The 22,882-nt window shown below is 69.3% G+C and carries 23 protein-coding genes; 14 read left to right on the forward strand and 9 right to left on the reverse strand.

Annotated features, from left to right (window positions below; all coding sequences use genetic code 11):
* Positions 1–102: 102 nt before the first annotated feature.
* The gene (locus ABD978_RS43510; protein ID WP_345367619.1) at positions 103–1,344 is read left to right on the forward strand and encodes a PP2C family protein-serine/threonine phosphatase; all 1,242 of its coding nucleotides are present in this window, start codon (positions 103–105) and stop codon (positions 1,342–1,344) included.
* Between the two features lie 133 nt (positions 1,345–1,477).
* Here ABD978_RS43510 and ABD978_RS43515 read toward each other — a convergent pair whose 3' ends face one another.
* On the reverse strand, positions 1,478–2,023 hold the full coding sequence (locus ABD978_RS43515) for a hypothetical protein (RefSeq protein ID WP_345367621.1): 546 nt from the start codon (positions 2,021–2,023) through the stop codon (positions 1,478–1,480).
* 210 nt (positions 2,024–2,233) lie between these two features.
* Entirely contained in the window at positions 2,234–2,725 is a 492-nt protein-coding gene (locus tag ABD978_RS43520) for a hypothetical protein (RefSeq protein ID WP_345367623.1), read from the reverse strand.
* Positions 2,726–3,002: 277 nt separating this feature from the next.
* Here ABD978_RS43520 and ABD978_RS43525 point away from each other — a divergent pair, with 277 nt between their 5' ends.
* Both ABD978_RS43525 and ABD978_RS43530 read left to right on the forward strand, forming a co-directional pair.
* Positions 3,003–3,482: an ATP-binding protein gene (locus tag ABD978_RS43525; RefSeq protein ID WP_345367625.1), complete on the forward strand. Its 480-nt coding sequence runs from the start codon at positions 3,003–3,005 to the stop codon at positions 3,480–3,482.
* A 177-nt stretch (positions 3,483–3,659) separates the two neighbouring features.
* On the forward strand, positions 3,660–4,073 hold the full coding sequence (locus ABD978_RS43530; RefSeq protein WP_345367627.1) for a hypothetical protein: 414 nt from the start codon (positions 3,660–3,662) through the stop codon (positions 4,071–4,073).
* 64 nt (positions 4,074–4,137) lie between these two features.
* Here ABD978_RS43530 and ABD978_RS43535 read toward each other — a convergent pair whose 3' ends face one another.
* The 3 genes from ABD978_RS43535 to ABD978_RS43545 are packed head-to-tail and all read right to left on the reverse strand — an operon-like array spanning position 4,138 to position 5,800.
* Positions 4,138–4,911, reverse strand: coding sequence for a DUF6082 family protein (locus ABD978_RS43535; RefSeq protein WP_345367629.1), 774 nt, complete (start codon positions 4,909–4,911; stop codon positions 4,138–4,140).
* A 24-nt stretch (positions 4,912–4,935) separates the two neighbouring features.
* Positions 4,936–5,478 carry a DUF6879 family protein gene (locus ABD978_RS43540; RefSeq protein ID WP_345367631.1) on the reverse strand — a complete coding sequence of 181 codons (543 nt, stop codon included), beginning with the start codon at positions 5,476–5,478 and terminating at the stop codon, positions 4,936–4,938.
* 52 nt (positions 5,479–5,530) lie between these two features.
* On the reverse strand, positions 5,531–5,800 hold the full coding sequence (locus ABD978_RS43545; protein WP_345367634.1) for a hypothetical protein: 270 nt from the start codon (positions 5,798–5,800) through the stop codon (positions 5,531–5,533).
* 360 nt (positions 5,801–6,160) lie between these two features.
* Here ABD978_RS43545 and rho point away from each other — a divergent pair, with 360 nt between their 5' ends.
* Both rho and ABD978_RS43560 read left to right on the forward strand, forming a co-directional pair.
* The gene (gene rho / locus ABD978_RS44165; RefSeq protein ID WP_425550830.1) at positions 6,161–7,927 is read left to right on the forward strand and encodes a transcription termination factor Rho; all 1,767 of its coding nucleotides are present in this window, start codon (positions 6,161–6,163) and stop codon (positions 7,925–7,927) included.
* 197 nt (positions 7,928–8,124) lie between these two features.
* The gene (locus ABD978_RS43560) at positions 8,125–8,481 is read left to right on the forward strand and encodes an SH3 domain-containing protein (protein ID WP_345367636.1); all 357 of its coding nucleotides are present in this window, start codon (positions 8,125–8,127) and stop codon (positions 8,479–8,481) included.
* A 127-nt stretch (positions 8,482–8,608) separates the two neighbouring features.
* On the opposite strand, the gene ABD978_RS43565 is transcribed toward ABD978_RS43560, so the two are convergent.
* From ABD978_RS43565 to ABD978_RS43580, 4 genes are all read right to left on the reverse strand, one after another.
* A complete protein-coding gene (locus tag ABD978_RS43565) occupies positions 8,609–10,408 on the reverse strand; it encodes a WD40 repeat domain-containing protein (RefSeq protein ID WP_345367638.1) in 1,800 nt (599 codons plus the stop codon).
* Between the two features lie 152 nt (positions 10,409–10,560).
* Positions 10,561–11,178: a hypothetical protein gene (locus ABD978_RS43570; protein WP_345367640.1), complete on the reverse strand. Its 618-nt coding sequence runs from the start codon at positions 11,176–11,178 to the stop codon at positions 10,561–10,563.
* A 112-nt stretch (positions 11,179–11,290) separates the two neighbouring features.
* Positions 11,291–12,478, reverse strand: a complete 1,188-nt coding sequence (locus ABD978_RS43575) for an NAD(P)/FAD-dependent oxidoreductase (protein ID WP_345367642.1) — start codon at positions 12,476–12,478, stop codon at positions 11,291–11,293.
* Between the two features lie 88 nt (positions 12,479–12,566).
* A complete protein-coding gene (locus tag ABD978_RS43580; RefSeq protein WP_345367644.1) occupies positions 12,567–13,439 on the reverse strand; it encodes an RNA polymerase sigma-70 factor in 873 nt (290 codons plus the stop codon).
* Between the two features lie 252 nt (positions 13,440–13,691).
* On the opposite strand from ABD978_RS43580, the gene ABD978_RS43585 reads away from it, so the two are divergent.
* The 9 genes from ABD978_RS43585 to ABD978_RS43625 all read left to right on the forward strand — a co-directional run bounded on the left by ABD978_RS43585 (position 13,692) and on the right by ABD978_RS43625 (position 22,782).
* The gene (locus tag ABD978_RS43585; RefSeq protein WP_345367646.1) at positions 13,692–15,638 is read left to right on the forward strand and encodes a hypothetical protein; all 1,947 of its coding nucleotides are present in this window, start codon (positions 13,692–13,694) and stop codon (positions 15,636–15,638) included.
* Between the two features lie 28 nt (positions 15,639–15,666).
* Positions 15,667–17,175, forward strand: a complete 1,509-nt coding sequence (locus ABD978_RS43590; RefSeq protein WP_345367648.1) for an ABC transporter substrate-binding protein — start codon at positions 15,667–15,669, stop codon at positions 17,173–17,175.
* A gap of 191 nt (positions 17,176–17,366) precedes the next feature.
* On the forward strand, positions 17,367–17,807 hold the full coding sequence (locus ABD978_RS43595) for a hypothetical protein (RefSeq protein WP_345367650.1): 441 nt from the start codon (positions 17,367–17,369) through the stop codon (positions 17,805–17,807).
* A complete protein-coding gene (locus ABD978_RS43600) occupies positions 17,804–19,276 on the forward strand; it encodes a hypothetical protein (protein WP_345367652.1) in 1,473 nt (490 codons plus the stop codon). Before ABD978_RS43595 ends, ABD978_RS43600 begins: the two co-directional genes overlap by 4 nt.
* A 46-nt stretch (positions 19,277–19,322) precedes the next feature.
* Entirely contained in the window at positions 19,323–20,474 is a 1,152-nt protein-coding gene (locus ABD978_RS43605; RefSeq protein WP_345367654.1) for a S8 family serine peptidase, read from the forward strand.
* A 16-nt stretch (positions 20,475–20,490) separates the two neighbouring features.
* A complete protein-coding gene (locus ABD978_RS43610) occupies positions 20,491–20,859 on the forward strand; it encodes a hypothetical protein (protein WP_345367656.1) in 369 nt (122 codons plus the stop codon).
* 75 nt (positions 20,860–20,934) lie between these two features.
* A complete protein-coding gene (locus ABD978_RS43615; protein WP_345367658.1) occupies positions 20,935–22,014 on the forward strand; it encodes a WXG100 family type VII secretion target in 1,080 nt (359 codons plus the stop codon).
* Between the two features lie 12 nt (positions 22,015–22,026).
* Entirely contained in the window at positions 22,027–22,365 is a 339-nt protein-coding gene (locus tag ABD978_RS43620) for a hypothetical protein (RefSeq protein WP_345367660.1), read from the forward strand.
* Between the two features lie 57 nt (positions 22,366–22,422).
* A complete protein-coding gene (locus ABD978_RS43625; RefSeq protein ID WP_345367662.1) occupies positions 22,423–22,782 on the forward strand; it encodes a hypothetical protein in 360 nt (119 codons plus the stop codon).
* Positions 22,783–22,882 lie beyond the last annotated feature (100 nt).

Consider the following 22,882-nt stretch of genomic DNA (forward strand, 5'->3'; position numbering starts at 1 on the left):
GGAAGTGGCGACCTGGCCGCCCCGGAGGGGCCTGTCGAATCCATCTGAAATAGCATTTTCGGTGGGTGAATCGTCAGGTAGCAGGAGGACGGGTGGGGGTCCGTGAGTACTGCGAAGATCGATTATGGAGCGCTGTTCGCCGTCGCTCCGACCCCTTATGTGGTGCTGGATCCCGACTTCGTGATCACGGACGTCAATCTGGCACTTCTCGAGGTGACGGGGAGGACCCGCGAGGAGTTGATCGGGAAGAACCTGTTCGACGTCTTCCCGGCCGATCCCGCGGGCCCCTCCGGCGACGGGAAACGCAGGCTGGAGGCCTCGCTGCGCTGGGTGGCGATGTCACACCGGCCCGACACGATGGCGCCGATCCGGTATGACGTTCCGGTGCCGGGCTGGCCAGGGGAGTTCGAGGAACGCTGGTGGTCGTCGATCACCACCCCCGTGGTCGGCCCGGACGGCGCGCTGGCGTGGCTGCTGATGCGGACGATGGACGTCACCGCGTTCGTCGACTTCTGCGACTCCGGCGACCGGCCGTCGAACGAGAACCCGAGCGGGCGGGAGCAGGCGCTGGCGGCCGAGTTGTTCGACCGGGCGCGGGAGTTGCAGCGGCTGAACGATGAGCTGCGCCAGTCGTACGCCCGCGAACGTCAGGTCGCCCTGGCCATCCAGGACCGCATGCTGCATTCGCCGGACCTGGCCCGGCACCCGGAGATCGCGGTGCGGTACGAGCCGGCGACCGACGCGCTGAACGTGTGCGGCGACTGGTACGACGTGGTGGACCTGCCCCAGGGGGCCCTGTCCATGGCGGTCGGCGACGTCGTCGGTCACGGGCTGGAGGCCGCCGCCATCATGGGGACGTTGCGATTCATCCTGAGCGGTGCCGTCCGGAACACCCACAGCCCCGCGCAGGCGCTGCAGACCCTGGACCAGTACGCCGGTTCCGTAGAAGGGGCGCTGGCCGCGACCGCCGTCAAGGCCGTGATCCACCCCCGCAGCCGCCTGATCGCCTACAGCAGCGCCGGTCATCTGCCGCCGGTGCTTGCGTACTCCGGCGGTGGCCACGAACTGCTCGATCAGGCGACCGACCCGCCGCTGGGCGTCCGCCCCGAAGCCGTCCCCCGGCCCCAGGCCACCCTGCAGTACAGCCCGGGGGACACCCTTGTGCTCTACACCGACGGGCTCATCGAACGCCGCGGTGAGGACGTCGACACCGGGCTGGCCCGGCTCACCGCCGCCCTCGCCGAGTACCGCGGGCTGCTACCGCAGGATCTGGCCGACGCCCTGCTGGACAGGCTCCGCGACGGCGCCTCTGACGATATCGCCCTGGTGGTCGTCCGCCTCTGAGACACCGGCCGGAAGCGCGGCGGTGCCGGGCGTTCTCCCGAAGACGCGCAGCGCACTCGACGGCGCGCCAAGGCGATCGTTCGCGTCGAAGACGTCGGCGGGACGCCGCGGAGGGCCGTTGGGTGAAGCGCCGTCAGACCGAACGTACGGGAGCGTCGGAGGGGAGGCCGAAGGCTCGCCGGGCCTCGGCGTCGGGGGAGGGGGGTCCGTCGTCGAGCCGGTACGTTCGGACCGCGCGCCGGGAGAACATCCGCTTCAGCGACGGGTCGAACATGGCCCCCTCGAGGGCCGCCGTCACCTGCCGTACGACGAGCCGTCCCGAGGCCCGATCCAGGGTGACGAGCAGCGGTTCCTGCGAAGCGGAGTCGTAGTGGAGCTCCGTTCCGTGCCGGGCGTACTCCCTGCAGTCGGTGATCAGGCTGACGAGCACCTCGGTTCCGCGCCGGCGGGTCTCGATCGTTCTCTCCGCGCAGAACCAGCGCGCGGACGAACCGGCGGGCGGGGAGATCTCCCCGGGGAGTCCTGCCGACCTGTTCTCCAGGTAGCGGTCGATGATCGGGGCGGCCTCCGCCATCAGCGAGCGGTCGACATGAGGGGGCCAGAACCACCACGCGGCCGTTCCGGCGACCGCGACAAGGGCGGCGCCGATCGGCGTGCCTATCAGAACGCGCCGCCTCACGGCCGCGGACTCTGACCGCTCACGAAGATCATTGCGTTACCGTAACTGGGATCCCGGCGCTGAGCGCTCTCCGGCCCTAAACGGTTCGTTACCGGCCGTCTTCGGCACCGAGCCGAAATCCCCTGGGCGTCCCTTTACCTCGCGAACGTTCCCCACACCGAGACCGGGACCGGCTTCGAAGAGCGTGCCGGCCGAGGGTCTTCATCCGGATCAGGGGATGACGTCGGCGGCGATCGTGATGGTCGACGTCCGGCAGGTGGACATCCGGCCGCTGAGGTTCGTCTGGGCGGCCGAGTTGCTGGCGCAGCGCCGGCCGTGGACGGTCGCCACGCCCGCGCTGCCCGGCTTCGGGGTGTCCGTCCGGTAGTAGGTGCGGAAGATCGCCATTGCCGTGGCGCAGCTGACGTGTCCCTTGAGCACGCCGATCGCGGCCATCGGGCCGTTGCCGGGCGGCTGGACGGTGCCGCAGGTCTTACCCGGTCCGGCCAGCGCCGGCTTGTGGGTGGTCGGCGAAGGAGCGGGGCGATGCGTCTTCGTGTGCGTCGGGCTCGGGGCGGGCGTGCTCGTCGCCGGGGTGGCCGTCGGGGAGGTGGTCGCGACCGACGGCGGTGCCGAGGGGGCGGCGCTGGACTTGCCGTTGTCCCGGCAGGCGTTCAACGCCAGCAGAACGAGCGGGAGGCAGATGAGGGCCCGGCGATGCATTCACGAACTCCGAGAACAGACGTCAAGATCCGGACAGTCCCCCAAACGTGCGGTTCGTCGTGCTTCGTCGGCCGGAAGCGCGAGCTGACGGCCGAACGTTCCGCACGGTGACGCTCCGGCACGGTGCTCGCCGATCGGCGGCGTGCCGCGGTCTCGCGTGCGAATCCCGGTTCCGGGCACTCAGGGCCACCTACCGACTGTGACGACCCGTGCGCCTCGTGTGAGGTGAGAAGCACTCCGGCGGTACGCCGCCGATCGTCCACCCCACGAGGTGTCCATGCTTCTCGCGCAACCGGAACCGGCCGCCCTCGCGCCGGTCATGTACTGGCGGGCGGTGTTCCCCGGCACCCCCGACCAGGCGCACGCCGTACGGGCGTTCGTCGCCACGCTGCTGCCCGGGCGGCCGCGGCTGGACGAGGTCCTGCTGGCCGCCGGCGAGCTCGTGGCCAACGCGTTAAGGCACACGCGCTCCGGGCGGGGCGGCTCCTTCACCGTCGACGTCTACCACGCGGCCGGCCGTACGGAGATCTCAGTGACCGACCAGGGCGGCCCGGACGAGCCGGCGGTCGCCGACGCGGACGAGTTCGCCGAGTGCGGGCGCGGCCTGCGTACGGTCGCGCTCCTCGCCGACAGCTGGGGCTGGCACGGCAACGACCAGGGCCGTACGGTCACCGCCGTCTTCGCCGCGGAACCGGCCGCGACGGCCGTCCTCCCCTGCCCGGAGTCCGGGTCCCGCGCGACGGCCGGGGGGAGGTGAAACCATGGAATACCAGCTCAGCGGCGTGTCGTGGCGCAAGACGACCCGGTGCGGCGGCTACACGGGCGAGGACGGCGAGGCATGCGTTCTCGTCGCCCTCGTCGAGGCGGGCCGACCGTGAGCGACGGGCGGCGGCCCCGGACCTCGTCCCGGGCCGCGCCCACGGGAGGGGGCGCCGTGCATTTCCACGCGTACGGCTACCGGGGGCCTGGCGAGGCCGTCCGGCCCTACGACGCCGTACGGTCGCCGGGCGGGGCCGGGTTCGACAGCTCGCCCGTCCCGCCCGAGCGCACCGCCGCCTGGCTTGCCAAGCCCGCCCGCTTCATCAAGGGCACCTGGGACGCCCCGGCCGACGCGGTCGCCTGGCTGGAACGGCAGTACGTCGAGATCGAGTCGTCGATCGCCCACCCCGAACTGCGGCGGCACGCGCCGACCGTACGGACCATGGCCGCGACCGCCCTCGACACCCTGCGGCGCGGCAACGACGTGGCCTGGGCCTGGTGGCTCACCGGCGAGAACTACGTCGACCTGGCCGTCGTGTGCTGCCCGAACCGCGAGCCCGGCGCGCGCTGCCCGCTCGGCCGGCACTGACCCCAGGTGAACCGAGCGAACTGATCAGGTGACGCCTTCTTGGTCGCCGACGGTACGCCGTTCGCTAACGCCTCCGAACGTGCGGCAGGCGGGAGGCCCCGGACGGCCGGGCGAAGTTTCGGATCGATCGGCAGAGCACGACTACCGATGCGCCGATGCCAGCCCACACCATGCGCTCCTTCGCCGTAGTCGTGGACTCGGCGGCGGGTGCCTGAGCAGGAGGATTCTCTCGTGCCAAGGGGCGGGCTCGCTGGTACTCCTCGTCGAGGATCTGGTGGAAGCGCTGCTCGCGGCGGCTCGCCGACGTGGACAGACGGACCTCGCGCGCGCTCCGCCAGTAGTCACGTCCCACGCTTCCCTGGAACATCTCGTTCGCGATGGCGCGTAGACGTGGCTCGGGAAGCGCTCTGGTCTCGAACGACAGTGACCACTCTGCGATGATCATGTTCGTGTAGAGCAGTTGTTTGCGCTTTCTAGGGTCGTCAGGAGTCGGCACCGGTCCCCAGCACTCGTCCAGGTCAGGGTCCTCCATCGCCATCTTCAGGAGATCGCCGATGGCCTGGCGGCGGGTCTCTTCTCTGGAGAGTTTTGCCTCACGTGCCTGGTAGCTCAGCGTGATGACGATGCCGACCAGCGCCAGAACAGAGATGACGGCGGACGCCGCACCGTAGGTCTGCCCGATGAAACTGAGCCGCTGCCATCTGTCGGTCTTACCCCGAAAGACCTCCAGTGCGATCGGTGATACACCGATCAACGCGACGGCCACTATCGCTGTGAGCAGCAGAGAGGTAACCGGCAGGATGTTCCTGAGGCTGCGGTCCCCGTTTTGTCGGCGCATGCCGCCTAATTGTCGCTGTGTCCGTCAAGGAACCGGTAGCAGGGGCGCGATCTCTCGGGCGAAGTAGGGCAGGAACGGCTCGGCGCGTTCCCATAGCGCCCCGATCTCATCGACCGCCTGCTGGACGATGTCAGGATCGTCGATGCGCCGAGCGCCGCACGCCTTCCACTGCTCGTCGTATCGCACGTGGTAGAGCGCGTGTTCGTCAACGACGACTTCGGGAAGAGACCCGTTGCGTTCCAGGTCACGCACCTGCTCTGCGTCGAGGACCTGAATCGAGGTGCCTTCCTCGGCGAGGATTTTGAACCACTGCGTCTCCCACAGGAGGTACTCCGACACGGGTCGTTCGACGATCCGCAGACGTCGCAGCCCACTGCCCTGCCGTGCGTACTTCTCTGCCTCGGCGCGGGCATCCGCTCGCTCACTCTCGAACACAGCCAGGACCCGAGCCCAGTCGCGCGCGAGGAACGCCTGCCAGCTCGGATCCTCGTCCGGCTCGTGGAAGTACTGGGAACGCTCGAGCTTCCAGATCGGCCTGGTGAGGTGCTCGGTCTCCTCCCGCCGCAAGGCGTGATAAGACGCGGCGTCGAGCGTCTTCCCTGGTATCTCCCGTAGGCGGTCAAGCATCCCGGATGTCCGGCTTGGCGGCACTGAGCATGTTCCCGGGGATGACTACCAGTCGCTCGTCGACGCCGATGCGGACGTCGGGCGGCAAACGATCGGTGAACGCTGCCGTGACGTCGCGCCCGATGATCGCTATGTCACCGTTGTCCAGTTCCCAGATGTCCGGACAGTCGTTGGTGGTGCGACTGTTCCCTAATTCGGCTGCGGTCTTGCCGAGCCGACGTGTGAACTGAGCCTCAGGATCTACTTCCCACGGTCGGGACATGGCGAGACTCCTGTCTACGGCGGTGGTCGTAAGAACTGTCGCATGCCCAACAAGGCGATACAAGCGTCGATCCAAGCCTGGCTGTCTGCGGTATGAAGGATTGATCCGCCTATAACAGCACTTTTGGTGTGTGATTTGACGCGTCGAGCTGCTGAATCTTCGTGACCTCGTTCGCCGAGCAGGATCCGTTCGCCGCCCAGGGCGTGACCGAGAGGCTCTGCCTGTTCGCCGGACAGGCCAGGGCCGCTCCGGAATCTCTGGATGGTCGTTGATGATCAGAGTTGTTAGCTTTTGAGTGCTGCCGGCTGGCTGGTGGCTCCGGACGCTTCGCGCGTACTCCGGGATGGGGCGGAGGGGACAGTGGCTGCATCGAACCCGGAGTCGGCCGGCGGCGGCTTTCCGTTGCTCGGCAGGGGCTTTCAGCTGCTTGCGGAGGGGCTCGGCCCCTTCGTGGACGAGCGCATGAGCGCCGTCGATGGCGAGGACTGGCTGACCGCCTTGGAGGCCGAGGATCGTGCCCGGTTCGGCCATGCGCGCCGGCTGACGATGACCGACCCCGCGCTGCAGTTGCGCGTGCTGGTGTTCCGGTGGCAGGTCTTCGACGCCGTGCTGCCTCGGTCGGCCCGGTCGTACGCCGGTGAGCTGCGCGAAACCAGGAACCGCTGGGCGCACAACGAACCTTTCGCCGTGAGCGAGGTCCGCCGTGCCCTGGAGACGATGGAACTGCTGCTGCGCGCCGCCGGTGCCCACGCGGCGGCGGACGAGGTCATGGGCCTCTACGCGTCCACCGGTGATCGGTCCTGGGCGGCGACGGAGGAATCCGTACGGGAGACCGCGGCAGGCCCGGGGAACGGGGCGTCGCCGCTCAGCGCCGCCGTCCTGGACGAACAGGCGCAGGACGCCGAGGACGGTGGCCGGCCGACTCCCACCGAGACCGAGGACGCGCCGGTCCGGGAGCACGCGGAGACCGAGGCGGAGACCGTCGGCCCGGTGATCGACGAGGACGATGTCCTCGTCCCCATCTCCGGGATACTCGACATCTTCGAGAACTACGCCTTCGTGCGGACCTCGGGCTACCTGGCGGCTCCCCACGACGTGTACGTCTCCCTGTCACAGGTCCGAAAGCACCGCCTGCGCAAAGGTGACGTCGTCGCCGGTGCCGTTCGGCAGCCGCGCGAGGGTGAGCGGCGCGAGAGGTTCAACGCGCTGGTGCAACTGGACACGGTCAACGGGATGGACCCCGACCAGGCGCGGAACCGCGTCGAGTTCGCCAGGCTGACCCCGCTGTACCCGCAGGAGCGACTGCGCCTGGAGACCGAGCCGGGCCTTGTCGCCACCCGGATCGTCGACCTGATCTGTCCGATCGGCAAGGGCCAGCGCGGGCTGATCCTGGCCCCGCCGAAAGCGGGCCGGACGACACTTCTGCGGACCATCGCCGACGCGATCGGCCACAACAATCCCGAGTGCCACGTGATGGTCATCCTGGTCGACGAGCCGCCGGAGGCGGTCACCGACCTGCAGCGGTCGATCAGAGGCGAGGTCATCTCCTCGACCTCCGACCGCCCGGCCGCAGACCACATCGCCGTCGTCGAACTCGCCCTCGAGCGGGCCAAGCGCCTGGTCGAGCTGGGGCACGACATCGTCGTGCTGCTCGATTCGATCACCCGTCTCACCACGGCGTACAACCTGGCGGCTCCGGCGTCCGGCCGGGTCCTGCCGGGCGGGCTCGACCCGATCGCGCTCCACCCGCCCAAGGCGTTGTTCAGCGCCGCCAGGAACATCGAGGACGGCGGCTCACTGACCATCATGGCCACCGCGCTGGTCGAGACGGGCTCCCGCATGGACGAGACCATCGCCGAGGAACTCGGCCGGCTCGCCGGCATGCGGCTCCGGCTGGACCGCGACCTGGCCCACCACCGGATCTTCCCCGCGCTGGACGTCAACGCCTCCGGCACCCAGCAGGAGCAGATCCTGCTGGCGCCCGAGGAGCACGCCATCGTCTCGCGCCTGCACGAGATGCTCCGGAGGATGGACCGGCGGCAGGCCATCGAGGCACTGCTCGCCAAGCTGACGGAGACCAAGAGCAACGCCGAGTTCCTGCTGCAGTTGTCCAGATCCGGTGGATGACCGACCCGGTCGAAGAGGCGGGTGCGCATACACACCGGGTGGCCGAGATTGCGGTCGGTGTTTTCGCGATGCCGGCTCGCGGGAGCGAGACGAGGGACGTCAGGGGCCGGTTCCGAAAGATCGAGGGGCGCTGATCATGACGAACTTTTCGGATGCTAGGTTCCACTGGAACGTGCCAATCGATTCTTGGAAGAGGCATGAACAAGTTTAAGAAGAGCGCCGTGACGGCGGTCGTTGCCGGTGCGGTCGCTCTCGGCGGAGTGGTCGCCACGGCCACTGCCGCAAGCGCTGTGGGGTCCTCCAAGTGCACCGTCAACATCACCAACGCCACGTACAAGACGACCACCACCGTCAAGCTGCGCACAGGGCCCAGCACGGGCTACACCGCCCTGGGCAGCCTCTCCACCGGGACGAAGTTCTACGGCACGTGCAAGTACGACCCGTCGTACGGCATCGGGGTCAGCAACGAGGTCTGGACCTACGGCAAGGTGACCAGCGGCGCCAACACCGGTAAGTGGGGATGGGTCTACTCCTCTTACCTGAAGAGGGCCTGACCTGCTCTTCGATTTCTGAAGGGACCCCGGCGGTTGGCGATTCGCTCAACCGCCGGGGTCTCCTTCGTTGAAACGGGTGCGGATTCGTGCGGCTTCTCATCTCGCGACCCGAACACGGTCAACGTCACTAGGCGCTCGGGACGCCGCAGATGCGAATGAGCTCGCCCGCCGCCCAGCGGATGGACGGGTGCTCGTCGTCCTGCAGCTGGAGCAGGGAGGGGACCGCGGCGATGACCGCCTCGCGCTCCTCGCCGGGGCCGTCGGCGATGTCCGCGATGAGGAGCAGCAGGGTGTTGCGCGCCCGGTTGGTCGGGATGAGCATCCGTTCGACCAGGAACGGCGCTGCGGCGGCGGCCGCGCTGAGGGCTGTGTGTTTGGAAACGAGGAGCTCGTAGAGCCTCTTGACCGCGGTCTGAGCCGCGTCCTCGTCGTCGGAGGCCACCTCGGCGATCAGGCCCGGAACCTCGTAGGCGGGGCCGCGGTTGCTCCAGAGGGAGTTCCAGTCGATCTCGTCGAGCCGCAGCCGTAGCCCGCGGGTCGGCCACAGCCGGTCCAGGTCGAGCCGGAGCGCCGCGGTGCCCTGGCCGGTGGTCACGTACAGCACGCCGTCGGAGGCCAGGGTGAGGGCCTCGACGCCGGTTCCGAGTGGCAGGTCCGCGACGTCCATGGTGTGCAGGTCCCAGACCCGCGTCAGCCCGTCCGCCCAGGCGGCGGCCAGGGCCGGGCCGGTCGCCAGGCGCGCGGACGTGAGCGCGGCGACCGGCGCCCTTCGCCGGTCGAACGCCGTCCGCAGCGGTTCACGGTCGGTCGCCCAATAGCGGAGGACCCCATTGGCGTCGCCGCTCACGACCACGCGGCCGCCGTCTTCCGAGCGGCAGCACGTTACGGCCGTCACCGGCGCGCGGTGCAGCGCCCGGTCCGCGGGCTGCGAGCCATCGGTCGTTCGGACGTAAACGCGGCCGGTGGAGTCTCCCGCGACGGCCGTCGTCCCGTCCTCGTCGGCGGCGGCCACCGTACGTCCCGGCAGGTCGCGGATCCCGGCGACGTCGGGGACGGGCGGGACCGGCGGGGTGGCCGTCGTCGAGACGGCCGTCCAGCGGAGCCGGTACTCGGTACCGCCCTCGGCGAAGGACGCGGGGACGAGTTCCTCGACGGGGGACGGCAGCTCGCTCGGCGCCCCGAGCTCCTTGTCCGTCCAGGTGAGGCCCAGGGTGTCGGCGACCTGGACGACGGCCTCGCGGGTCCGGCCCTGGATCACGACTGCGTAGTCGGCGCCCGGGCCCCGGCCGTGGCGGATGAGCGCGTCCGGAGCCCCGTACGACAGGGCGTCGGTGCCCATCTCCTGCCAGGGCAGGAGACCCAGTTCTCGGTACGACGTCTGGAGCCGCTCGACGATCGCGGGGTCGCCGTCCATGACGGTGCGGGGGACCCGCAGCGTCCAGCCGAAGTGCGCGGGGAGCCGTTCCAGCGCGAGTTGCAGGAAGAACTCGGAGATGGACCGGCTCTGCACCGCCCAGCCCTCATGGGTGTTGACCATGACCTTCGGGTCGGGAAGGTGCGCCTCGGAGGCGAGGTAGCCCCACTGGCTGACGTACTCGTATTCGGCCATGATGACGCGGATCTCGTCGTCCGGTGGATTCTCGACCGAGTCGGGTGCGGACGGCGGCCACTGGGAGTGCGTCCAGTACAGGCGCGGCCGGAAGGCGAAGGAGTTGACGGGGGAGTCCCACCATTCCACGAGCGCCGCCGGGATGGGATCGGACTCGTCGAGCTCGTACCCCGGCGCCTCGCCCTCTCGTGTCACGAGGGGTTCGCCGCCGGGATCCTCATAGCCCCACTCACGCTGAACCTCGTCCAGCAGCTCCCAGCGCGAGCGTGGCCCGGCGAGCCGTTCCGCGAACCGTCCGTAGTCGATGATCTCCGCCATCCGAGCATCCTAGGAACGTTCCACGGCGAAGATCACCGAGTCGCGGCCACTGCCAGGGAGATCTTGCCCACCGGACGCGGGCCGTTCACGCGGAGAGCGGCGGCCCTGCGCACGCGCGCGAGCCGTTCGGGAGCCTCGCGCGCTCCGGGGGTCTAGCCGCGCCAGGGCGGTGCCGCGTGGAAGTCCGGGTGCACCTCGATCGTCGGGGCCAGGGCGTGGAGGAGCCGGCGGGCGCGGGACAGCGGGTGCTGGGGGAAGTGCTGGTCCCACCACGGGTCCTCGGACCAGTTGCGCGGCAGGCCGCCCTGGACCTCGGGCGCGTACGGGTGCTGGGCCCAGTACCGCATCATCTCCTGAGGGGGCCGGCCGTTCCCGTGCTCGGTCATGAAACGGTCGAACGCCACTGTGTCCCGCATCCCGGTCACGCCCTGTTCGACGCACATGAACTTGAAGACCAGGCTGCGGTCGGCCCGCGGCAGGGTGAAGGACGGGATGTAGGCCACCCCGGGCCGGTCGGGCAGCGGCAGCTTGACGATCTGCTGGAACGCCGGGAGGCCGTGCAGGGCGACCGGGTTCAGCTCGATCAGGCCGCCGCCGGAGGCGGCCGTGCGCGCCACCGTGTCGCGCCGGAGCGCGTCCAGGTTCTCCAGCGGCGCCGCGAGGTTGGGCGGGATGTCGAAGCCGTGCAGCTCGGCGATGTCGCCGTCGGAGTTCCGCCAGGCGCCGGGCTTCAACTGCTCCCAGCCGGTCTGATCAAAGCGAATGGTCATGAAGCTGGAGCTTAGAGGTCCAAACGCCTGATCAGCGGACGATTCAAGTCGGCGGATGATGGCGGCGGCCAGGCTCGTCGCGAGGGATACGTGAGTCGGCCGCCGCTCATCCCTAACGGCTCGCAGTGGCGTGGTCGGCGGGGCGGGTGGCGTCGGTCTCGTCGATCCGACTCCGGGAGGGGCCGCCGCCGGGGGTGAGGGCGACCAGGCCCGGGTGGCGCTGGGCGGCGAGGGCGCCGCGGACGATGACGTCCTTGTACAGGGCGGCGAGGCGGCCGGTGAGGACGAACTCGACCGGGCTGTCGTCCGCCCGTACGTACTGGATCAGGGCGTCGCGGCGGCCCAGGCTGATGCACTGGTTGAGGTAGCGGAACCGGAACGGGCTCGGCGCGCGGCGGCCCAGGCCCTGGCGTACGGTGCGGGCCACGTGGCGGGCGGCCGGCAGGCCGGTGGCGCACGCCATGCGCAGCTCCTGGCCGCCCTGCCGGTGCATCGCCGCCGCGTCGCCGATCGCGTACACCTCCGGATGCGACACCGAGCGCAGCGTCGCGTCGACGAGCATCCGGCCGCGCTCGTCCACGGCGAAGCCCGCCTTCCGGGCCAGGTCCGGGACGCTGAAGCCGGCGGCCCACACGACGGTGTCGACGGGCACGTGGTCACCGTCGGTCAGCAGCAGGCCGTCCGCGCGCACCTCGGCGACCCGGGCGTTCTCCAGAACGTCCACGCCGAGCCGGTCGAGCGCGCGCCGCAGGTGGCGGCGGCCGCGTTCGGACAGGGCGGCGCCGAGCCGGCCGGCGGTCAGCAGCCGTACGGCCGGCTCCGGCCGCGTCTCCGCGAGTTCGGTGGCCGCCTCGATCCCCGTCAGGCCGCCGCCGACCACCGCGACGGTGCCGCCGGCGGCGAGCCGCTCCCGCAGCCGTACGGCGTCCTCGCTGAGGGCGAGCGGGTAGGCGTGCTCGGCGACGCCGGGGACGCTCTCGGCGTCCGACCTGCTGCCGAGCGCGTAGACGAGCGTGTCGTAGCCGAGCCGCCGTCCGTCGGCCAGTTCGACCTCGCGTTCCGCCGGGTCGATCGCGGTGACCCGGCCCAGGACGAAGTCGACGGACGCGCCGTCGAGCAGGTCCGCGATCGCCCGCGTCCGTACGTCCTGGCCTGCCGCGACCTGGTGCAGCCGTACCCGTTCCACGAACCGGTCGCTCGCGTTGACCAGCGTCACCCGCGCGCCGTGGTCCTTGGCGATCAGCCGGGCCGCCACCAGACCCGAGTAGCCCGCGCCGAGCACCAGAATGCGTGCCGTCATCTCAACCGTCCCTTCGCCGGAGGATGTCCGTCGACAGGGGTGACTCGGTAGGACCCTCGGTTCGTGACAGCTCCGGCGGTGACGGTGGTCACATGCCGTGGGCGGCGGCGTACGCGAGCTTGTCCGGGTTGAGCACGGAGTGCAGGGCGGCCACCCGGTCGCCGGTGAACTCGAAGGCCAGGACCATGTACAGCGCCCCCGCCTCGCTCAGGATGACCGTCGGCGCGCCGTTGACCGTACGGATCTCGATGTCCATGCCGGCGGCGCGCGGGTGGGCGGCCAGGCCGCAGAAGAACCGCGCCACGTGGGACGTTCCCACGAGCGGGCGCCGGGCGGCCGTGACCTTGCCGCCGCCGTCGGACCAGGCGACGACGTCCTCGGCGAGCAGTTTCTCCAGGCCGGCGACGTCGCCTTCCACCGCGGCGGCGATGAAGCGCAGCACGATCTCCTCGCGGTGGGCGGGGCTCGCGGTGAACCGCCGGCGGGGTTCGCCGACGTGTTCGCGGGCGCGCCGGTAGAGCTGCCGGGCGTGGGCCTCGTCGATGTCCAGGACGTCGGCGATCTCCGCGTGCCGGTACCCGAACGCCTCGCGCAGCACGAACGCCGCGCGCTCGGGCGGGGTCAGGCGTTCGAGCAGCATGAGGACGCCGAACGACAGGGAGTCGCGCTGTTCGACCGTCTCCAGCGGGCCGAGCCGGCCGTCGTCGGTGAGGACCGGTTCGGGCAGCCAGGGGCCGACGTACTTCTCCCGGCGGGCGCGGGCGGAGCGGAGGCGGCTGAGGCAGAGGTTCGTCACGACCTTGGTCAGCCAGGCGGCCGGGACCTCGATCGGTCCGCTCGCCGCCCAGCGCAGGTAGGCGTCCTGGAGCACGTCCTCGGCCTCGGCCGCCTCCCCGAGCATCCGGTACGCCAGCCCGAACAGCCGCGGCCGATGCTCCGCGAACTCCGCGACCTCGTCCATGCCCCCTCCTCGTACGGCGCCCGTGGACCGCATTGTCCATCGTGCGCCGAACGGAGCATGAGGGGGGTCTATTCGACCTGCCTGAAATGGCTTTTTCGGTTTTCCGATTTAGCCCGCTCTGTTCCTGTCGCGCGATCGATGATCTTAATCGGGAAATGAACCGCCGGGCGCCCGATGTCGTCATATTGCTGCCGGGGAAAGGCGGCAGTTACGCTGGTCGGTCTCGCGTACGGGTAAAGAGAGGGGGCGGGAATGGCGATGCCGCCGGGTGGGCATGCCCGGATCTTCGGCCGGGACCGCGCCGTCCTGGTCGTACGGGAGTTCATGGAGCGCCCTGACCAGGGGCGGAAGCGCACCACACGGGAGACTCCCATCCTGCTCTTCGAGGGGCCGCGCGGCAGCGGGAAGACCGCGCTGGTCGATTGTCTCGGCGATTCTCTCGAGGGGAACGTCCCGTACGCGCGCGTCGATTTCGAGGCGATCGGCAGCGTCGCGGGGTACGAGGTGCTGGCGGCGCTCGCCTTCGAGCTCAATCGCAAATGCGGGGATTACGGGCGGCTCGGATTCCCCCGCTTCATCATCGGGCGCGCCGTCCTGGAGGAGAAGCTCGACGTCAAGGACCACGCGCGGGCGTACGCCCAGGTCAAGGCCCGCCTGGAGCAGTACCGCAACGTCGCGGCCCTGCGCGGGCTCGTCCAGCGGGTCGCGCCTCCACTGCAGGCCATCCTCGGGATACCGCAGCAGATCCCGGTGCCGGACTTCGCCGGGCTGCTCGTCGACGGCCTGCTGGCGAGCGGGCGGCGCGGCCGGCGGCTCCTGCTGGGCGCGGGCCAGGACTGGTACGGCGACCAGGACCTCGGCCTGGGCCGGGACCCCATCGACGAGCTGATCCGGCTGAACGTCCGCTTCCAGGCCGACAACCGGGAGATGGTCGACGGTCTGCTCATGGCGGCGTTTCTGGCGGATCTGCGGGACAACTTCGAGAACCGGAAGGCGGCGAAGCAGCCCTTCACCGCCGCCGTGCTGCTGGACAACGCAGACACGCGCGACGGCCAGCAGTTCCTCCTCGACCTCGCGCGCAGCCGCCAGGACCGGGTGGCGGACGGCCGCGCCGCCGACCCGCTGACGTTCGTGGCCACCAGCCGGGGCCTGCTGACCACCCGTGTCGCCCGGAACATCCGGCCGTACGCCCGCCCCGACAACGCCGGGCGCACCGACCGGCGACGGCGCGGCCCGGCCGCGCGCTGGTGGTACCCGATCGTGCTGCCCGACCTCGACCAGAGCCAGGTCACGACGATGGTGACCGGGCTGGGCCTGCAGGCGGCCAACGACCGGCGCATCGCCGCGATGGTCTACCAGTTCACCGGCGGCCACCCGGGCGGCACCAGCCGCCTGCTCTGGGCGATCGCCGACGAGCCGGACGGGCCGTACGACGTGCGGGACCTGCTCGACCGGCCGGACCCGTCGGGCACCGGCACGGTCGGCGAGCGGCTGACGGCCGACCTGCTCGGCCACCGTACGCAGCGGGAGCTCGACAAGCTCCTCATCGCGGCGGCCGCCCGGCACCAGGACGACGCGGACCGCCTGACCGTCCCGCGCGGGCTGCTCGACTCCGACGCCGAGACCGTCCACACGCCGGACCTGTGGGGAGGCGGCGACCCGCCGGAGCCGGCCGTGCTCGAGCCGGTCCTGCGGCGGGTGCTCCTCCGCCGCCTGGCCACGGCCGACGGCGCCGCCGACTGGTCCACTGTGCACCAGCGGCTCCGCGTCGCGGCGCAGGCCGAGAAGGACGAGGCCGGTGAGCTGTACCACGCCCTCGCGCTGGGCGACGTCCCGCTGGTGACCCGGCGGCTCGCCGACCGGCTGGCCGGGCTCGACGGCGAATCGTGGCTCGAACTGCTCGACGCGGTTGTGGCCGCGCCGCGCCGTACGAGCGGTGGCGCCGAGCCCGCCGAGGAGGCGCAGGCGCTCGCCGCCTGGGCGGACACCGAGAAGGAGCCCCCGGCCGTGCAGGCGCTGGCCCCACTGGTGACGGCGCTGTGGCTGGTCACCGACCCGCTCACCGGCGTACGGCGCCGGGACCTGCACTACGACGTCGCCGCCGGCTACGACGCGATCACGCGGTTCTGCCCGCGTCGGCGGCAGGTGCTGCGACTGCGGGCCCAGGACCACCGCAACGAGGCACCGCTATGGGACTGAGGCCGGCCGACTTCGGGAGGGTGACAGGGTGACCAGCGGCGACAACCCGTTCGAACGGCCTCGGCGTCGGCGTCGCCTGCTGCTCGCCGGCGCGGCGGTGGTCGTGCTCCTCCTCGTCGCCGTCACGGTCGTCGTGATCGTCGGCCGGCTGGGGCGGTGCGCCGCCGGCGTGCCGCGGATCCACGGCGAGTGCGTCGGGGTGACGGACGGGCGCGACCACGACCACCCGTGGTTCGCCGCCAAGGGCCAGGAGAAGAACTGGAAGCCGCTCCTCAAGGCCATCTGGGACGAGAACCAGCGGGTACGCCACAGCGGCAAGGAGTACGTCACGGTGGCCTACCTCGGGCCGTTCTCCTCGGCCCCGGAGCGGGACCTGGCGACCGGCCGCATCATCCCCGAGCTCGAGGGCGCGTACGTCGGGCAGCTCCGCGCGAACCGCGGCGAGGGCGGCGGCGACCGTCCGCAGATCCGGCTCGTCCTGGCCAACCAGGGCGGCGACCAGAGCGAGTGGCGGCGCGTGGTCCGCCGGCTCGAGCACATGACCGGGGCGCCGGACCATCTCGTCGCCGTGGCCGGGCTGACGCTCAGCACCGCGGCGACCGTCCAGGCGGCCCTCGAACTGTCCAAGGCGAAGATCCCGATGGTCGGGGACGTCATCTCCGGCGACGGCTTCGACACCGAGGGCGCGGCGCGGGCCGCCGTCGGCCTGGGCAGCGGCCCGATCCCCGGCCTCACCCGCGTCAACCCGCAGGTCGCCGACGAGCTCGACGTCATCGGCACGGTGCTGGCCAAACGGCACGACCTGCGCACGGCGACCCTGGTGACCGACCAGAAGGCGACCGACCTGTACGCCAGGTCGCTGCGGACCGACTTCACCAGGAATCCCGTGCTCGACTCGTACCTGAAACGGCACCACGCGCTGGAGGAGGTCTTCACCGCGGACCGGCCGGACGAGCCGGGGCTGTCGAACCAGTTCTCCGTCATCGCCGGCAACATCTGTGGCTCGGACCAGCCGGACATGGTCTTCTACGCGGGGCGGCAGAAGTTCATCAAGACGCTGTTCGGCTACCTCGCGGAGCGCTGCCGCCGCCCGATCACGCTGGTCACCGGCTCCGACGCCTCAGCGATGGCGGACTACCCGGGACCCGGCTCGATCATCTACGCGGCCCTGGCCGACCCCGACGTGCTGGCCGGGGACCGGAACCCGTCCCGCAACGCCTACCTGGGCTTCCTCGCGGAGTTCCGGCGGCACTTCGATGTGGCGGACCTGCGCACCGGCTGGGCGATCATGGCGCACGACGCGATGCTCACGGCGGCGCAGGCGATCCGCCGTACGACCGGTCCGGCGGGGAAGGACGACCCCATCCCGGAGAACGTCCGGAACATGCTCTACGCCCAGCACGCCACGAACCGCGTGCTCGGCGCGTCCGGCGACATCGACCTCGGCCCGACCGGCAACCCCGCGCACCGTCTCATCCCGGTCATTCAGGTAGCGCCCGACGGCAAGCGGACGGTCCTCGATGTCTCCTCCTCCTGACCCCGGCGGGCAACGAATGTGGCCGCATCTGGCGAGTAAAACTTGCTTTACGGTCTATCGACTCTCAGTCAGGTTTCTTCTATCTTGCACGCGTTGTGCGGTCTCGGGCGGGAGCCGGTCTTGCTTACCACTCTCTGCCGGAGGCACGGGGAGCACCGACGAAAGCGGCGACAGCAGGGGAAGGAACGGGGATGACGGGGAGCGGAAACGATCGACATCAGCCGCTGAACCTTCCCGATTGGTGGCCCAAGGCCCGCGGGTACGTTAAGTTCCCAACCGACGGGAGTCTGCCCACGGCGTCGAAAGCCCTCGACGGTCATCTGGCCGGACTGGACGAGGCCATGAGGTATCTGGCCAGCGAAGGGCTCGTCACCGCTGAGGATGTGGGGAACTGGGACGCCGGGCAGGAACTGGCGCGAACGGCCAAGACCGCTCACGGGCACATCCTCGAGGTGTACCGGGAGTTCCAGCGTCAACTCGCAGCAGTATCGCTGCTGCTCATCCAGCAGCACCGGACTCAGAGCGAGGCCGAAGAGGCGTCGTCCAAGGCGCCACGGCGACTGGACGAGGGCGGGGCTCTGCCTCAGCCGCCGACCGTTCCGACCCAGCGGACCGCGCCGTCCATGGATTGAGAGGTCGGGGGACAGGAACGAGCGGTTCAAAGACGTTTCAGATCAAGACAGGCGCGCAACCGTCTGGGCATCCCGGCAATTACCACTACAGCCAGATACAGACCCTGCTCGAGGCGACGAAGCACGAGAACGTGTCCGCGGCCGGTGCGGCGTTCAACGACGCGGCCAGGATCGTGGGAATGGTCGCTCATGAGTTGTATCTGGTCGGGACCAAGCTGTCGGAGAAGTGGGAGGGCTCCGATGCCGATGCGGCGCAGAAGGCGCTCGGACAGCTCTATGCGACCGCGAACGAGCTGTTCGGACGCAGCCAGCAGGCCGGTGCCGCACTACAGACATACGGCGCGGCGTTGAGCCAGTTCAAGGGGCTGCAATGGCCGAACTGGCCGACCGGCGGAGCCAGCCCGGTCGAGGACGAAAAACGTCAGCAGGTCGCTGAGCAGGTGATGCGGGCCGTCAACAACCAGATCACCACGGCCTGGAAGTCCATGCCGGACAAGGTGCAACAGAACCTGCCCAATCTTGATCATCCTCACGGTACGCCCTACAGCCCCGACCCGGGTTCTCCCGGAGTGGGCGGCGGCCGTGTCGGCGGTGGTGGTATGCCGAAGGGCGGCCATCTGCCGCACTCGCCACGCTTGCCGCACACGCCGAAGGGAAGTGGGAGCGACCTTCCCCCGATCCCGAAAGACGGGCATGGTGCGGACCTCGCCGGCGGCGGCCTTCCTACGGGCAGCGGATTGGGCACCACCCTTCCGCCCACCGGGAGCCCCTTGCCCTCAGGCCTGTCCAGTGGAACCCCTTCACTCCCCGGTGGAGGTCCGACGCTGGGCGGTATCGGAGGACCGTCGCTGCTTCCGAACCCCGGCGCGCTTCCTCGAGGTGGTGCGGGCTCCGGCAGAGTGCCGTCGGAATCCGGGTTGAGCAGCGAGGAGACGGCGGCCGCCCGCGCCGCCGCAGTCGAAGAGTCCGAGGCGTCGCAGGCGGCACGCGGAGCGATGGGGGCACCCGGCGCGCCGGGCGGCGCGGCCGGGACAACGGAAAGCGAACGTGAGCGCACGACGTGGCTCGCCGAAGAAGAGGCGACCTGGGGCGCTGAGGAGGACGTCATCGGCCAGGCGCTCGGGACGCCGGCCGCCGGGTCCGCCGGTGAGTCGGAGACCGAATTGCGGCGGAGGAACTGGCTGGGCGAAGACGAGGACGTCTGGACTGGAGGAGCGACAGCGGGGTCGGGCACGATCGGTGAGGCGCCGCCGCGGCGCGCTGAAGCGGACGCCGATGAGGCACTCGAAGTGGTCGAGGAGTTCGACATTTTGGATCCCGGGCGCCTTCAGGAACTGCTGGACGTCATTGTCGCTCCCGACGGGGAGACGGCGAGTACCTCTAAGAGCGCGTCCGGTGGGTCCCCTGGCCTTCTGGACGACCTGGGCGTCGAAGAGGTCAATGACATCGACCGGCTGCTGAATGGCTAGGCTGGCCGCGCCCTGGGTCCGACGTGTCCTCGCGACCGTCGGAGTGGTGGCGGTCACCTTCACCGCGACACCCGTCGCCGGGGCGACACCTCAGCCCCGCGACGAGGAGTGGTGGTTCTCCACCTGGGACATCCAGAAGAAGGTCTGGCCGCTTACTACCGGCCGCGGCGTTACCGTCGCGGTGCTCGACACAGGGGTGAACGCCAAACTTCCCGACCTGGCGGGTGCCGTGTTGCCCGGCACCGACCTGACGGGACGCAAGGACGACGGACGCATCGATTTCGACACCGCGGGTGGTGGACACGGGACCGGGATGGCCGCCCTGATCGCGGGCCAGGGCCCGACGATGGTGGGAGTGGCGCCAGGAGCCAGGATCCTGCCGATCACCATGTTCCGGGCCCACGCGAACTTCAGCGGTGGCGACGCCCAGGCGAACGGCATCCGTTATGCGGTCGACCATGGAGCCAAGGTGATCAGCATGTCCACCGGCGGGGTGAGTCCCGATGGCCCGCTTCGATGCGACTACTACATTCAGGGCGCCGTGGACTACGCGATCAAGCATGACGTTGTTCTGGTCGCAGCCGCCGGAAACGACGGGAACACCACGAACGCTCCCGCGTCTCCGACATCTTGCCCAGGCGTTCTCGGCGTCGGTGCCGTCGATTACCAGGCGAGACCGTGGGTGCAGACGGCGCGGCAGCCCTATGTCGTCGTCGCCGCGCCGGGAGTGGACACAGGATCGATCGGCCGGGCCGGAGTGTTCAGCAACGCCTCCGGGACCAGCACGTCGACCGCGCTGACGGCCGGAGCGGTGGCGCTGATGCGGGCCAGATTCCCGAAGATGTCGGGGCGGGAGGTCGTGCAGCGGATCATCGCCTCGGCGATCGACACCGGTTCCCGCGGCGTCGACCTCCAGACGGGCTATGGCCTGATCCGCCCGTACCATGCGCTGACCGACCGGGTGCCCGCGAACGCGCCGAACCCGGTCTACGAGCGCTGGGACAAGGAGCAGCAGAGCAGCGCGACCGCTAAACCGTCCACGACCTCCTCGGCCCCCCATTCGGTCGTGGCGAAGCCACACCGCGGATCCGGCGGCTTCTCGCCGATCCTGTACGCGGTCGGAGGGATCGCGGTTCTCTCACTGGTAGCCGGTATCGGTGTGGTCGTACTCCGCCGTAGGCGGCAATTTCTCTCATGATGGTGGAGGATGGCGAATGGGACGGCAGAAGAGGCCATTGCCGCCGGGTTATGGGCTGAAGCTGAGGCAACTCCAGAAGAGGAGCAAGGAGGATCTGCGGAAGCAGGTCGCCTTTGCGGTGTTCTTCTTCACCGCGTTGTTCCTGGTGCCCGGCGTAGTGACTTTCGCGAGCGGTGCGTCACCCAAAATTTCGGTCCGCCTGCTGCCCGTTTGGGGGCTGCTGGTCATCATCATCGGCCTTATGATCGCTGCCAACATCCTCGCCGTCATGTCCCTGAATGGATCGGCGGATGAGCGTCGCAAGAACCGCTTGTCCCTGATCGCATTCTGTCTTCTGGTGGCGGCGTACGTGTTTATCGCCATCGTTGGGTCTATTTACACCTGACCCGTTACTTAGATTAGGGGTCTTAGTATGGTCACTCTCGCCGTACGCCCGGCTGACCTCGAGCACTATGGTGCCATGGTCTCGCGCGTCGGGACGGCCGCGAAGAAAGCACAGTCGTACGTCGATGAGCACGGCGCGGATTTCGGCGGCATGTCCGGGCGGATCTGGACCCTGATCTCCGGTTCGCAGGATCGCACCATCGGTGCGGTGAACAAGATGCTCAGGCATCTCGAGGAGATCTCCAGCACCTCCAACGGAGGTCTGAGGGGCGCGGCTAAGTATTACCGGACGACGGAACACGCCACTGCTGCCAGGGTCGATGCGGCCTATCCGGAGAGGCGCTCCACGCCATCGGAGAGAGACCTGACCATGTCCCACTATCAAGATCTGACCGGCATGCCGCTCGCGACCCACAACTTTGCTGACGCAAACGATGCGCTGGCCACCCTGACGGAGCCCGAGACCGCGGAGCTCGGGCCGTTCCAGAAGTTCGTCAACAACCCCGGCGGTGTCTTCGACTACCTCAGCCCGTCGAATGCGGCGTGCAAGGTGATCGAGCTCCTCATCGGACACGATCCGATCGAGTGGTTCCTGGAGTGGTTCGACGGCGACTGGAAGAAGTGCTACGAGTGTGGCGGCGCTCTGGAGAACGTCGGCAAGATGATGGGGGTGATCTCCACCAACACGGTGAAAGGCGCCAACGAGCTACACGGCACATGGTCGGGCAACGCCGCCGACGCCGCATGGGAATACTTCGACGGTTTCAGCGAGGCGGCCGGCGAACAGCAGGAGGTGCTGTCCCAGCTTGGCGAAAGATACAAGATCACGGCTTTGGGAATCTGTCGACTCCAGGAGACGGCCGCCGGGATTATTAAAGGAATGATCGACGCCGCCCTGATCGCGTCGGCCGCGGCGGCAGGTGGCGCCGCTACGGTCGAGACCGGAGCAGGGCCTGTGGTGGGCGGCATTATCTCCGGGGTGGAGGCGGCGCGCATCTGGGAAATGTGGGAACGCCTGAAGATGATCCCCGAAAAGGCGACCCAGGTCGGCAACGGCTTCGTCGGATTCGCGCAGACGTCGGCCTCGAAGACCGCCGACTTCGCCAAACACCCGCTGCCCAAATCCGGATATAAGCCCCCCATGAAGGCCAGCTAGAACGGAGCCGATGTGTCTTCTGCCAAGGATGACGCACTGTGGGCAGAGCTCATGGACGTGGCGGGCGGCGACCCGGCGCGCGCCGCGCTCGTGCGGTCAAGCCTCCGAAGCCTCGCCGCCGGCCCCGTGCACAGTCCACTGCGGGAGATGGCGCGAGAAGTGCTCGCCGGACGGTCCGGGTTTCGAGCGGCCGCGCTGTCGGACGCGTACAGCCCGTCCTTCACCACGGCGTTCCAGACCTTTTGCAAACACTATGAGCAAACCGCAGAGAGCAAGCGTCGAGAAGTCGTTGCCAAGGGGAACACGATCCTGGCAAAGCTCAGAGAGCGGCTGTCGGAGGAGAAGGGCTAGGCCCTGTTCGTTAGATCATCTTCCTGCAGGGGCGGGAGTGATAAGAGTGAATCACAGATGAGGCGGTCACGTCGCGAAAAGGTCGGCATCGTCGCCCGAGCCGCCGCGGTGGGGGCGGTGCAGGCTGAGTTCCTCTACCTGCGAAGGCTCGCGGTCTTCTTCGCGACCTGGCCGATGGGCCTCTTCATCTTCTTGCCGCCCGACGGGATCGACTATCGCCCGGACGTCGGGGACTGGATCTGCCGGATCATCTTCGGCGCACTCGTGATAGCCGTGAATCTCGGCATCCTGCTGCCGGAGCTGTCCAAACGATTCGTTCCCATGACGAGGATGCTCTTTGGTTGGGCGACCGTCACCATCATCGTGGCTACGCCCTTGGCCTATGTCATGCGACTGCTTGTTATCGATCGACATTGAATTCGAGGGATGATGCCCGACGCGTCCAGCGCGCAGATGCTAGGGTCTGTCCGGTGGATCACGTGGTGATCCACAACAGTGCGGAGACCAGGGTGATCGC

This window comes from Actinoallomurus liliacearum (assembly GCF_039542035.1).
GTDB classification, from domain to species: domain Bacteria; phylum Actinomycetota; class Actinomycetes; order Streptosporangiales; family Streptosporangiaceae; genus Actinoallomurus; species Actinoallomurus liliacearum.